Annotated in this window: 12 protein-coding genes; 8 read left to right on the forward strand and 4 right to left on the reverse strand. The window is 34.3% G+C overall.

Annotated features, from left to right (window positions below; genetic code table 11):
- Positions 1–13 precede the first annotated feature (13 nt).
- The 5 genes from IE051_RS00415 (at position 14) to IE051_RS00435 (ending at position 4,876) form a co-directional block, all read left to right on the forward strand.
- Positions 14–1,654, forward strand: a complete 1,641-nt coding sequence (locus IE051_RS00415; RefSeq protein WP_189358344.1) for a S8 family serine peptidase — start codon at positions 14–16, stop codon at positions 1,652–1,654.
- The gene (locus IE051_RS00420) at positions 1,654–2,595 is read left to right on the forward strand and encodes an NAD(P)H-dependent flavin oxidoreductase (protein WP_189358346.1); all 942 of its coding nucleotides are present in this window, start codon (positions 1,654–1,656) and stop codon (positions 2,593–2,595) included. Before IE051_RS00415 ends, IE051_RS00420 begins: the two co-directional genes overlap by 1 nt.
- A gap of 85 nt (positions 2,596–2,680) precedes the next feature.
- Positions 2,681–4,057 (forward strand): MATE family efflux transporter, encoded by a 1,377-nt coding sequence (locus IE051_RS00425; RefSeq protein WP_189358349.1) that lies wholly within the window; start codon positions 2,681–2,683, stop codon positions 4,055–4,057.
- A gap of 11 nt (positions 4,058–4,068) precedes the next feature.
- Positions 4,069–4,296: a DUF8828 family protein gene (locus IE051_RS00430; RefSeq protein WP_189358351.1), complete on the forward strand. Its 228-nt coding sequence runs from the start codon at positions 4,069–4,071 to the stop codon at positions 4,294–4,296.
- Between the two features lie 10 nt (positions 4,297–4,306).
- Entirely contained in the window at positions 4,307–4,876 is a 570-nt protein-coding gene (locus IE051_RS00435) for a phosphatase PAP2 family protein (RefSeq protein ID WP_189358353.1), read from the forward strand.
- Here IE051_RS00435 and meaB read toward each other — a convergent pair.
- On the reverse strand, positions 4,873–5,949 hold the full coding sequence (gene meaB / locus IE051_RS00440; protein ID WP_189358355.1) for a methylmalonyl Co-A mutase-associated GTPase MeaB: 1,077 nt from the start codon (positions 5,947–5,949) through the stop codon (positions 4,873–4,875). The two genes, IE051_RS00435 and meaB, sit on opposite strands and share 4 nt — an antisense overlap.
- Positions 5,950–6,014: 65 nt before the next feature.
- On the reverse strand, positions 6,015–6,569 hold the full coding sequence (locus IE051_RS00445; protein WP_189358357.1) for a DUF2911 domain-containing protein: 555 nt from the start codon (positions 6,567–6,569) through the stop codon (positions 6,015–6,017).
- Between the two features lie 170 nt (positions 6,570–6,739).
- Between IE051_RS00445 and IE051_RS00450 the strand changes: the two genes are divergently transcribed.
- The 3 genes from IE051_RS00450 to IE051_RS00460 are packed head-to-tail and all read left to right on the forward strand — an operon-like array spanning position 6,740 to position 9,363.
- A complete protein-coding gene (locus IE051_RS00450) occupies positions 6,740–7,291 on the forward strand; it encodes an RNA polymerase sigma factor (RefSeq protein ID WP_189358359.1) in 552 nt (183 codons plus the stop codon).
- Positions 7,275–7,859, forward strand: a complete 585-nt coding sequence (locus tag IE051_RS00455; RefSeq protein WP_189358361.1) for a hypothetical protein — start codon at positions 7,275–7,277, stop codon at positions 7,857–7,859. The genes IE051_RS00450 and IE051_RS00455 overlap by 17 nt, the downstream gene beginning before the upstream one ends.
- A 10-nt stretch (positions 7,860–7,869) precedes the next feature.
- The gene (locus IE051_RS00460) at positions 7,870–9,363 is read left to right on the forward strand and encodes a hypothetical protein (RefSeq protein ID WP_189358363.1); all 1,494 of its coding nucleotides are present in this window, start codon (positions 7,870–7,872) and stop codon (positions 9,361–9,363) included.
- 1 nt (position 9,364) lies between these two features.
- On the opposite strand, the gene miaA is transcribed toward IE051_RS00460, so the two are convergent.
- Positions 9,365–10,285: a tRNA (adenosine(37)-N6)-dimethylallyltransferase MiaA gene (miaA, locus tag IE051_RS00465; protein ID WP_189359353.1), complete on the reverse strand. Its 921-nt coding sequence runs from the start codon at positions 10,283–10,285 to the stop codon at positions 9,365–9,367.
- A 148-nt stretch (positions 10,286–10,433) separates the two neighbouring features.
- On the reverse strand, positions 10,434–11,285 hold the full coding sequence (locus IE051_RS00470) for an ion transporter (protein ID WP_189358365.1): 852 nt from the start codon (positions 11,283–11,285) through the stop codon (positions 10,434–10,436).
- Between the last annotated feature and the right edge of the window lie 10 nt (positions 11,286–11,295).

The following is an 11,295-nucleotide window of genomic DNA, read 5'->3' on the forward strand; positions in this document are numbered from 1 at the left end:
TAAAATTAAGTGAATGAAATGGCCCTATTGTTTCTTTACAATTTATATACTAGCTATCAGTGTTTTTGCTCAAGAAGATGCTTGGGTATATTTTGTTGATAAAGAAAATATAGCGGCTTCTATTGCCAATCCTATTAGTATTCTTACCCAAAAGGCCATTGATCGAAAAGCCAAACACAATATTGGTATTGATTCAAGAGATGTGCCAGTCAATGAAACTTACATACGAGAAATTAAGGCTGTTGCTGGTATTACAGTAAAGGCAAAATCAAAATGGTTTAATGCGATTCATATTAGGGGTGAAAGGACAGCTATAGAAAATCTGCTTACAAATTCCGCCTTAAACTTTATTGATTATATTGTATATGCAGATAGAAGTTTAAATTTAAAAAGGCATTCAAACTATAAATATGAGACTGCAGCTCATAAGTTTAAGTTAGAAAATTCTTTAGTAAATTTTTCATATGGGACTACGCAAAACCAGCTAGAAATGATAAGTGTAAATAAATTGCATTTAGATGATTTTACTGGAGCTGGTGTTACCATTGCTGTGTTAGATGCATCTTTTACCAATGTCAATATCATGAGGTCTTTTGAACGATTACGTGATTCTGAGAAGTTACTTGGCGGTTATGATTTTGTAGATAGAACAGACAATATTTATAACTATAGTCCTATAACATTTAGAATTAGTCACGGGACCCAAGTTTTAAGCACTATGGCTGGTTTTATTGAAAACAGATATGTGGGGTCGGCTCCAGATGCATCGTATTACTTATTTAGAACTGAAGATGATGAAGATGAAAACCCAGTAGAAGAAAGTTATTGGGTTGAAGCAGTGGAGCGAGCTGATAGTTTAGGTGTTGATATTATAAACACGTCGTTGGGTTATAAGAGCTATGCACCAAATTACCCTCATTATAGTTACACGTCTTCAGATATGGATGGTAAGACGGCATTTATCACTAAAGGTGCAAATATTGCTTTTGAAAAAGGTTTGTTATTGGTAACCTCTGCAGGTAATTCTGGAAATTCTGGTGTAGGAGCGCCAGCCGATTCTCCTAGTGTTTTATCCATAGGTGCGGTAAATTCTAATGGTGAGTATGCGGCTTTCAGTTCTGTTGGCAGTGTAATACAGCCGTCTCAAAAACCAGATGTTATGGCTAGAGGGGTGCAGCCTTATTTAATTGATTTAAATGATAATATTGTTCAGAATAATGGGACTTCTTTTAGTGGACCAATTATGGCAGGCGGAATTGCCTGTTTAATGCAGGCCTTGCCAAATAAAACCAATATTGAAATCATGAACCTAGTTCGTGAATCTGCATCCCAATACGGTATGCCTGATTATCAACTAGGCTATGGTATTCCTAATTTATACCAGGCCTTAGAAACAGTCTTAGCAGTAAATGCAATTGAAAAAGATGTTCTTCGTTTATATCCTAACCCTTTCACCTCCGAACTATTTCTTGATTTAGGGCCTAATTTAAAAAAGGCTACATTTGAGATGTATGATTTATTTGGGAAGTTGATCTTTAAATCTGGCCTAGATAATCAGGTTTCTTTCAATTTTGCTCACCTTTCGCAGGGTGTTTACTTGGTTAAAATAGGAGAGAAAGAAAGATTTAAAACTATAAAACTTATTAAGAAGTAATGAATAAAATCACCCAATTGTTTAATATTAAATATCCTATTATCCAAGCGGGGATGGTGTGGAATAGTGGTTGGCGTTTAGCATCGGCGGCTAGTAATTCAGGAATATTAGGTTTATTAGGTGCAGGTTCAATGTATCCTCATGTGTTGCGTGAGCATATTATAAAATGTAAAAAAGCTACAGATAAACCATTTGGGGTTAATGTACCTATGCTATATCCTAATATTCAAGAAATTATGGATATTATAGTGGAAGAAGGTGTTAAAATAGTATTTACATCGGCGGGTAATCCAAAGATATGGACTAGCTGGTTGCAGGAACGCGGTGTACTAGTTGTACATGTTGTGAGTAGTTTGAAATTTGCACTTAAAGCCCAAGAATCTGGAGTAGACGCTATTGTAGCTGAAGGATTTGAAGCAGGTGGACATAATGGGAGGGATGAAACAACAACTTTAACACTAATTCCCATGGTGAAGGAGCAGATTAAAATCCCATTAATTGCTGCAGGGGGCATTGCCACAGGAAGGGGGATGTTGGCAACAATGGTATTAGGAGCCGATGGCGTTCAAATTGGAAGTCGTTTTGTTGCCAGTGAAGAAAGCTCTGCTCACCAAGCTTTTAAGCAAATAGTGGTAGAGGCCAAAGAAGGTGATACGCAATTAACACTTAAAGAATTAGCACCTGTTAGACTTATTAAAAATAAGTTTTATAATGAAGTTGAAGATTTATATAAAACAGGGCCATCTATTGATGAATTAAAGACACTTTTAGGAAGAGCAAGAGCAAAGAAAGGCATGTTTGAAGGCGATTTAGAAAATGGTGAATTGGAAATTGGTCAAATTTCAGGCTTAATACATGATGTAAAGCCCGTTCGGCAAATTGTTCAAAATATTATAGATGAATTTGAAGAGGCTAATAATTCTAGCTATAAAACATGGTAATGTTTAGTAATCATTTATTGATTTTCACCTTTGAATACTAATAGCTGTATATAAAGTATAACAAGCAAATCCCTTCAATTCAACAATGAAAATAAGAGCATACACAAAAGAATTTGCATACAATTGGAAACTGGCAGCACCGGTTATGTTGGGGATGTTAGGGCATACTTTTGTTAGTTTTGTTGATAACATAATGGTGGGGCAATTGGGTACTGCGCAACTGGCCGCAGTATCTTTAGGTAATAGTTTTATGTTTGTGGCCATGTCATTAGGTATTGGTTTTTCAACGGCCATCACACCTTTAATTGCAGAGGCAGATACTGCAAATGACTTTGCAAAAGGGAAATCTGCTTTTAAACATGGTTTGTTTCTGTGCACAATCATAGGTGTTTTGCTTTTTGCACTTGTTTATTTTGCCAAACCATTAATGTATTTAATGAAACAGCCTTTAGAGGTGGTTGAATTGGCCATGCCGTATTTAGACTTGGTGGCCGTTTCATTAATCCCCCTTGTAATATTCCAAGCTTTTAAGCAATTTGGAGATGGTTTGTCTATGACCAAATATCCTATGTATGCAACCTTGTTAGGAAATATAATCAATGTGATTTTAAATTATTTATTGATTTTTGGAAAGTTTGGTTGCCCTGAATTAGGTATTGTTGGGGCTGCATATGGTACCTTGGCTTCAAGAATATTTATGGTTTGGCATTTGTGGTTTTTACTGAAGGGAAAAGAAAAGTCGCGCGCCTATGTAACGCATATTAAAATATTTGTGCTCAATAAGTTGATGATTAAAAAACTGCTTAATTTAGGAGCGCCTAGTGCTATGCAAATGTTTTTTGAAGTGGCCATTTTTACGGCAGCCATATGGTTGAGTGGTTTGCTAGGCAAGAATCCGCAAGCAGCAAATCAAATCGCATTAAATTTAAGTTCAATGACTTTTATGGTGGCCATGGGGTTGAGTGTTGCCGCCATGATTAGAGTGGGGAATCAAAAAGGGCTTAAAGCCTATTTTGAATTAAGACGCATAGCATTCTCCTTGTTTTTGATGGGAACACTTTTTGCAATTAGTTTTGCTATTTTGTTTTATGTTTTCCATAATCAATTGCCAAAAATTTATGTTGATTATGATGATGCTAAGAATTTGATGGACAATAAGGAAGTTGTGGAGATTGCCTCCAAATTATTAATTGCAGCTGCAATATTTCAAATAAGTGATAGTATTCAGGTTCTTGTTTTAGGGGCACTTCGTGGTTTACAAGATGTTAAAATACCAACCATTATTACCTTTATATCTTATTGGCTAATTGGCTTTCCCATAAGTTGGTTTTTAGGTAAGGAAGATATGTATGGTAGTTTTGGCATATGGTTAGGCTTGTTAGCGGGTTTAACCACGGCTGCAATTTTATTATATATTAGGTTTAATTATTTAACCAAAAGGTTAATTTTGTCTCATAACTAATAATTTATTAAATGAGTCTTCCAAAATTTATTCTAGGGGATAATACAGATTATCCAAATGCTATTTATGTGATTCATACTGAATTTCCAAGATTTATAATTAATCTTGAAAATGATGAAGTGGAATGGTTTGAAGATTTTGATGCTGAAGACCAAAAGGAACTAGAAACAGAAACAGAACACGCCATAAAACTGGCCACAGCATTTTATGATAGCGAAGTCGAAAAATATGAAGAATAGCATATAGAAAATGATTGATCAGCTTTTAGAATACGACACACAATTATTTTTGTATTTAAATAATTTGGGATCCAATCCATGGGATGGGTTATGGCTTGCCATTACTGAAAAACTAACTTTTATACCCTTATATGCTTTATTACTGTTTTTACTTTACAAAAAGTTTGGTGCTAAATCATTGTTGGTTTTTGTCGTGGTAGTCGCTTTAATGATAACCTTTACAGATCAGATTACAAACGTATTTAAGCGCGGATTTATGAGACCAAGACCTTGCGGTGAAGCCGATTTAATTGATCATATGCGTTTTATAGCTGTACGTTGTGGGAAATATGGGTTTTTCTCAGGGCATTCCTCCAACTCCATGGCCGCTGCTGTTTTTGCTGGATTAATGCTAAAGCCATTTTATAAAAATCTAATTTTTATTCTACTGGTTTGGAGTGTTATTGTTGCTTATAGCCGCATATATGTTGGCGTGCATTATCCATTAGATATTTTGTGTGGTTTAACCTTTGGAGCCTTAGCAGGTTTTATGTTCTTTAAAATTGCAACATATGCTTTGAAAAGGTTTGTAAAATCTTAAAATTTTAAACTTAAGAGATAATCTGCTGCAGTAAATGGTGAGGTCTTATTATTTTCTATGAGCTCCAATTGGTTTTCTAACTCTTTTTTAACCTGTGTTTTATTAAAAAAGTTAGCCTTTAATTGCCCTTCAATAGTCTGAATCAACCAATTTTTATTTTGTTCAATACGCTTGGCGTTAAAATAATTGTTTTTCGAAGTTATTTCCCAATAAGCCAAAATCTGTGCCCAAATAGCTTCAATGCCAGTGTTATTTATCGCGCTACAGATAGATACTTTAGGTTGCCAATTTGAAGGCTTTTTAGGATAGAGATGTAAAGCCCTATTAAATTCTACTTGGGCTAATTTTGCCGATTTGTAATTATCACCATCGGCTTTATTTATAGCTATGGCATCAGCCATTTCAATGATTCCTCTTTTTATTCCCTGTAAATCATCACCAGCTCCTGCCAGTTTTAAAAGCAAAAAGAAATCTACCATACTATGTACCGTAGTTTCACTTTGACCTACACCAACAGTTTCTATAATAATTACATCAAAACCAGCGGCTTCACATAAAATGACAGATTCTCTTGTTTTTCTTGCTACACCTCCTAAATTCTCACCTGATGCTGAAGGCCGGATGAAAGCATTTTGATCTTTAACTAAATCTTCCATCCTAGTTTTATCACCTAAAATACTACCTTTAGTAATGCTACTACTAGGATCTATAGCCAAAACAGCTACGCGTTTTCCTACGCTGGTCAAATATTTACCAAAAACTTCTATGAAAGTGCTTTTACCAACTCCAGGCACACCCGTAATACCAATCCGTATAGACTTGTTTGCATGCGGTAAGCAGTTATTTATTATGGTATTGGCTTGCTGAAGATGCTTTGGGTTTCTACTTTCAATTAAGGTAATAGCTCTACTTAATGCCGTTATATCTTGCTTAAGAATACCAGAGACTAAGTCAACCATATTAATGGCTGTTTTACGTTTGGTCTTAATGCGTTCAATAGAAGAAATATTTGATATTTCTTCAGAAGGAACTCCTAAGGTTTCATATGATTTTGATTTCTTTTTATTTGACATGAAAGCGGTCAAGTTTAGCGTACGCAATGCCTATTAAAAACAATGTACTTCTAAAAATAGTTATTTTATTTTAAAGGAACCGCAACCTTAACATCATCCCAGGCCAAAGTTAGAAATAGTTTATCTGTGGAGTTGTCAAAACCAATGGTAAACTGTTCTACTGAATCATCCAATTTTTGTACCGGAACTTCTACATTAATCACATCATAATTAGGGTCCCACATGGGCTGCATTTGGGCGTTTACACCCCAAGAATATTGTTTTGAGTTAAAGATAATGGTCCAAGTAGAATCTTTAGGAACAGTCCATAAGGTATACTTTCCAGCATTTAAGGAATTACCTTTAATTTTAAGCGGACTATTTGTTTTAAAGGTTGTAGCTTCATTAGCACCAGTACGCCAAACCTGATTGAAAGGTACTAAAGCCCCAAAAACATCACGCCCTTTTTTATATGGCCTGTTGTAGAAGACTTCCAGTTTTAAATCATTTAACTTAAATTCTACGGTATCTTTAGGACTTAAACGTTGAGCAAAAATATTTTCTACTAAAACTGAATATAAAAATAGTCCTAACGCTATTACAGATAATAGAATTAAGACGCGTTTTAAAAAGGTGTTCATAAATGGCAAATTAGTAAAGTATAAAGATAATTTAAAAGGTAGAACTTCTAAAATGCAAACGTATATTTATTTAGTTTTGTTAAAGTTGCAATAAAAAAAATAATTTTTGCAACATTCCTTTTTTTTAGTCGTCTTTTAAATGAACTAACAAACACAGAAGTAAAATAAGTATGTTTCAAGTTGACATTATTGAACAATGTAAACAGAACAACCGAAAGGCACAACTGCAGTTATACAACCAGTACTGCGATGGTATGTATATTGTTGCAAAACGGTTTTTGAAGGATACTGCTGATGCTGAAGATGTTGTACAAGAGGCTTTTATAAAAGCTTTTTCAAAACTCCATCAATATAAGGCAGAAGTTACTTTTGGTGCTTGGTTAAAACGTATTGTTATAAATAAGAGTATCGACTTTTTAAAATCTAGAAAACAACAACTTGTTGAATTAGAAGAGGTGCACCTCAAAGTAGTTGATAATTCTATGGACAACAAATGGTTAGTAGACGATGCAATAACACTTGATGATGTTAAGAAAGCAATTAATAATTTACCGGATAAATATCAATATGTAGTGATGCTATATTTAATTGAAGGTTATGACCACCAGGAGATTTCAGAAATTCTAAATATTACCACCGTGGCTTCAAGAACGCAATTATCAAGAGGTAAAGCGAAATTACTAGAACAATTAAAACCTAAAATGAATGGCACAAGATATTAAGGAGTTATTTGAAAATGATAAATTAAGTCATGAAAGGATGCCTTTTAAGCATGAAGATCGATTTCTCCAGAAATTGGAAAAAGCCTTACCTGAAAAGCAAGGTCTTAAATTTGATTGGATGAAAGTTGCAGCTAGTGTAGTTGTACTTCTAGGATTAAGTATTGGAGGGTATTACTATTTTGAAATACCAATTACAGATACTATTGATGTTCAGGTGGCTAATGAATCAGCTGTGAAAAACACGAAAACTTTGGGAGATATTTCTCCCGCACTAAAAAAGGTTGAAGATTATTATTTAGCTAGTATAAATCTAGAATTATCACAAATGAGTTATACGCCTGAGACTAAAGAATTATTTGATGATTATTTGGTTCAACTAAATGAACTGGATGGAGAATATGAACGGTTGTCCCAGGAAATGGCGGTATCAGGACCAAATGAGCTAACCGTAAATGCACTAATTGATAATTTAAAACTTCGATTAAATTTATTGTATCGGTTAAGGGCGCAATTAAAGGAATTTAGCACCAATACAACCTCCGGGGATGCGGTGCAACAATCAATCTAATAATCAAAAAATGAACAGAATAATCATAAATTTTAAAATGTTTCTATTAAGCTTTCTTATAACAGGAAGTCTTATTGGGCAGCAAAAATTAACAAAATTATCACAATCCATAAAAGTAAATAAAGATGTCAACGTAAAACTAAATACGAGCAATTGTAATGTGATTTTTGACACATGGAATAAGAATACAATTGAAATTGAAGCTTATATTGAAGGAGAACAACTTAATAATGAAGAGCTGCAAGAAGCCCTGAAGTCTTGGGATATTGATATTGATGGTACAACTAATGAAGTGACCATTAAAACTAAAGGGGACAGTAAAAACGTTTGGGTTTATAATGTAGATAATCCTGGAGATACAGATGCTGCTATAGCTATCTTAAATGAGTTGCAATTTGAATTGGCGGACATTCCTGATATTGATATTAAGGTAAAAATGGCCAAACAGCCGCCTATGCCACCAATGCCTCCTTTACCTGAACTGCCGGAATTACCACAAGGCATTCATAAAATAAAGTTTGATTTTGAAGCCTATAAGAAGGATGGTGATAAATATTTGGAAGCATACTCCAAAGCATTTGAGGAGGAATTTGGCGAGGATTTTGCCAAAAAAATGGAAGCATGGGGTGAGAAGTTTGGCGAGCAATGGAGCGAAAATTATGAGCTTCAATTGGAAGATTGGGCAAAGAGCTTTGAGGATAAATATGATACAGAGGCGTATGCTGAAAAAATGGAAGCATGGGCAGAAAAACATGCAGCGCAAGCTGAACGCCAAGCAGCAAGGATAGAACAACAAATTGAACGCGAGCATCATAGAGCTAAAGCTTTGGAGGATAAGAAGATATATATCATTGAAAAAAATCACTTATTGAAAGAGCGCCACAAGGAAATAGAGCACATGGTTCACGGAAAATCCAATAGTAAGGTTAAGAAAACGATTAAAATTAAATTGCCAAAAAGTGCAAAGCTAAAAGTTGATGTTAGGCATGGCGAAATTGAGTTTGCCTCAACTATTGATAACTTACAGGCTGATTTAGCTTATACTAAGTTTAAAGCACATAGCATTAATGGGAGAACAACTTCCATTAATGCATCTTACTCACCAATTAATGTTGCACATTGGAGTTTGGGCGAACTAAATCTAAACTATGTTAAAAATGTAAAGTTGGAAAATGTAGATCAGTTAGTTTTAAATGCTACGTCGTCAAATATAGAAATTGAAAACTTGCGACATACTGCAGTAATTGATGGCAATATTGGTGATTTGAAAATCATGCATATTGATGATGCTTTTAGTAATTTAAATATTATTATTCAAAACTGTAATGCGGTGATTAGTTTGCCAAAATTAGATCATAATTTGCAATATAAAGGAAGCTATTCTAAATATTCACATCCAGATAAGACAACAAAAGAGAATAAATCAAATTTTTCTGCGGGTAATCCTACTAGCAATAAAAACATTGTGGTTAATGCAAAGTATAGTACGGTAAATTTTCAATAAATTAGTTCTTCCCAATAAGATGGTTTACCTTAACTATAATAGCTTCAACATTAGTTAAATAATCAAACCATAAAGTGCTTTTATCCCTTTTAAACCAAGTAAGTTGCCGTTTGGCAAAACGTCTTGTATTCTTTTTAATTTCAGAAATAGCAAAATCTAATTCGTATTCCTCATTTAGGTATTTAAATAGTTCTTTATAACCAACCGTATTAAGCGCATTTAAATCTTGAAAGAGCATTAAGGCCTTAACCTCTTCTAGCAAACCAAGTTGCATCATTATATCCACGCGCCGATTTATTCGATGGTATATCATTTCTCTTTCTGCTGAAAGTCCAATAGTTATGGTCTTAAAACGGCGTTTATTTTTGTTTTTGTTTAAAAAAGAAGAGTAAGGTTGTTTACTACCAATGCAAATTTCTAATGCCCTAATTACTCGATGGGGATTAGCAATGGCCATAGTTTTATAGGAAATAGGATCCAGTTCTTTAAGCTGTTCCTGTAAAAAAGTAAGCCCCTTAGTTTTCAAATCGTGATTTAGCGACTCGCGAATACTTGGTTCTACATTAGGGAAATAATCAAGACCTTTTATAACAGCGTCAACATAAAGGCCAGAACCGCCAACCATGATTATCACATCTTTGGTTTCAAATAGCTTGTCTAAAAGACTAATGGCGTCTTTTTCAAAGGCGCCTACATTATAGCTGTCTTTAATGGATTTGTGGTGTATAAAATGGTGTTTTGCTGCAGCTAATTCTGTTGTGGTAGGAGCAGCGGTTCCTATTTGCATTTCTTTAAAAAACTGACGAGAATCTGCAGATAGTATTTCAGTATTAAAATGTTGAGCTAATTTAATACTTAAAGCTGTCTTCCCTATAGCCGTAGGGCCAACGATGGCAATAAGATATTTTTCTTGAGTACTAATTTTTTTTAGTTTAAAGTGATGTGCAAAGTTAAATTGAAAAAAGGATTGAACAAGTGTTTGCGGTTAAAATAAACATTTAGGTTCTCGAATGAAGATCGTTAAGCTTGGAGGCTCAATAGCAATGCGCCAATCTTTTTCAAATCAATAATTACACGGATAGCTTTTCCCCGCAACTATAGCAGTATTCAGCATGATCTTTATGATTTTCAGCTAAACAAGACGAACAGGATTGTGAATTTAAGTGTACTGTATCTTCAGGATTGACAGGCTTGTCATTTTTATGACGATTGGTATATTCCGCAGAAACTATTCCAGTAGGAACCGCAATAATGCCGTAACCCAAAATCATAATTAAGGCAGCAATAAATTGTCCTACGGCTGTAACGGGTGCTATATCACCAAAGCCTACTGTGGTAAGGGTAACAATACACCAATAAACACTTACCGGAATACTAGTAAAACCACTTTCTTCCCCCTCAATGAGGTACATAAGCGTACCAAAAATGATACACAAAATAAGAACGGCAAAAAGAAAGACAGAAATTTTTGCCTTACTAGCTTTTAAAGCAGAGGTTAGCATATTTGATGCCCCTAAATAACGAGCAAGTTTCAAAATTCTAAAAACGCGTAATAAGCGCAAGGCTCTTAATGCGGCCAAGGCATGTATGCCTCCAAACAACAAGGAAATATATTTTGGTATAGTAGATAAAAAATCAATAATACCGTAGAAACTGGTAATGTATTTAATTGGTTTTTTTACAGTTATAATACGGGCAATATATTCAATACTAAATAAGATGGTAATAATCCATTCTGAAATATTTAAGAAGTTATGGAACTTGTCATCAAAACTCTTTATGCTTTCTAGCATGACTAGAATGATACTAGCAATGATGGCAATAAGTAAGATAACATCAAAAAGTTTACCTTCTGGTGTTTCGGCTTCATAGATAATATCATGAAGTTTTCTTTTCCAACTTTGTTCTGGTTTATTACTCATACTTTCAAAA

It is taken from the genome of Algibacter mikhailovii (assembly GCF_014651495.1).
Lineage (GTDB): Bacteria > Bacteroidota > Bacteroidia > Flavobacteriales > Flavobacteriaceae > Algibacter_E > Algibacter_E mikhailovii.

Bases quoted from the DNA above. Each gene is read 5' to 3' on its own strand.
- IE051_RS00415 (WP_189358344.1), top strand. From the start codon at position 14: ATGAAATGGCCCTATTGTTTCTTTACAATTTATATACTAGCTATCAGT.
- IE051_RS00420 (WP_189358346.1), top strand. From the start codon at position 1,654: ATGAATAAAATCACCCAATTGTTTAATATTAAATATCCTATTATCCAA.
- IE051_RS00425 (WP_189358349.1), top strand. From the start codon at position 2,681: ATGAAAATAAGAGCATACACAAAAGAATTTGCATACAATTGGAAACTG.
- IE051_RS00430 (WP_189358351.1), top strand. From the start codon at position 4,069: ATGAGTCTTCCAAAATTTATTCTAGGGGATAATACAGATTATCCAAAT.
- IE051_RS00435 (WP_189358353.1), top strand. From the start codon at position 4,307: ATGATTGATCAGCTTTTAGAATACGACACACAATTATTTTTGTATTTA.
- meaB (WP_189358355.1), bottom strand. From the start codon at position 5,949: ATGTCAAATAAAAAGAAATCAAAATCATATGAAACCTTAGGAGTTCCT.
- IE051_RS00445 (WP_189358357.1), bottom strand. From the start codon at position 6,569: ATGAACACCTTTTTAAAACGCGTCTTAATTCTATTATCTGTAATAGCG.
- IE051_RS00450 (WP_189358359.1), top strand. From the start codon at position 6,740: ATGTTTCAAGTTGACATTATTGAACAATGTAAACAGAACAACCGAAAG.
- IE051_RS00455 (WP_189358361.1), top strand. From the start codon at position 7,275: ATGGCACAAGATATTAAGGAGTTATTTGAAAATGATAAATTAAGTCAT.
- IE051_RS00460 (WP_189358363.1), top strand. From the start codon at position 7,870: ATGAACAGAATAATCATAAATTTTAAAATGTTTCTATTAAGCTTTCTT.
- IE051_RS00470 (WP_189358365.1), bottom strand. From the start codon at position 11,285: ATGAGTAATAAACCAGAACAAAGTTGGAAAAGAAAACTTCATGATATT.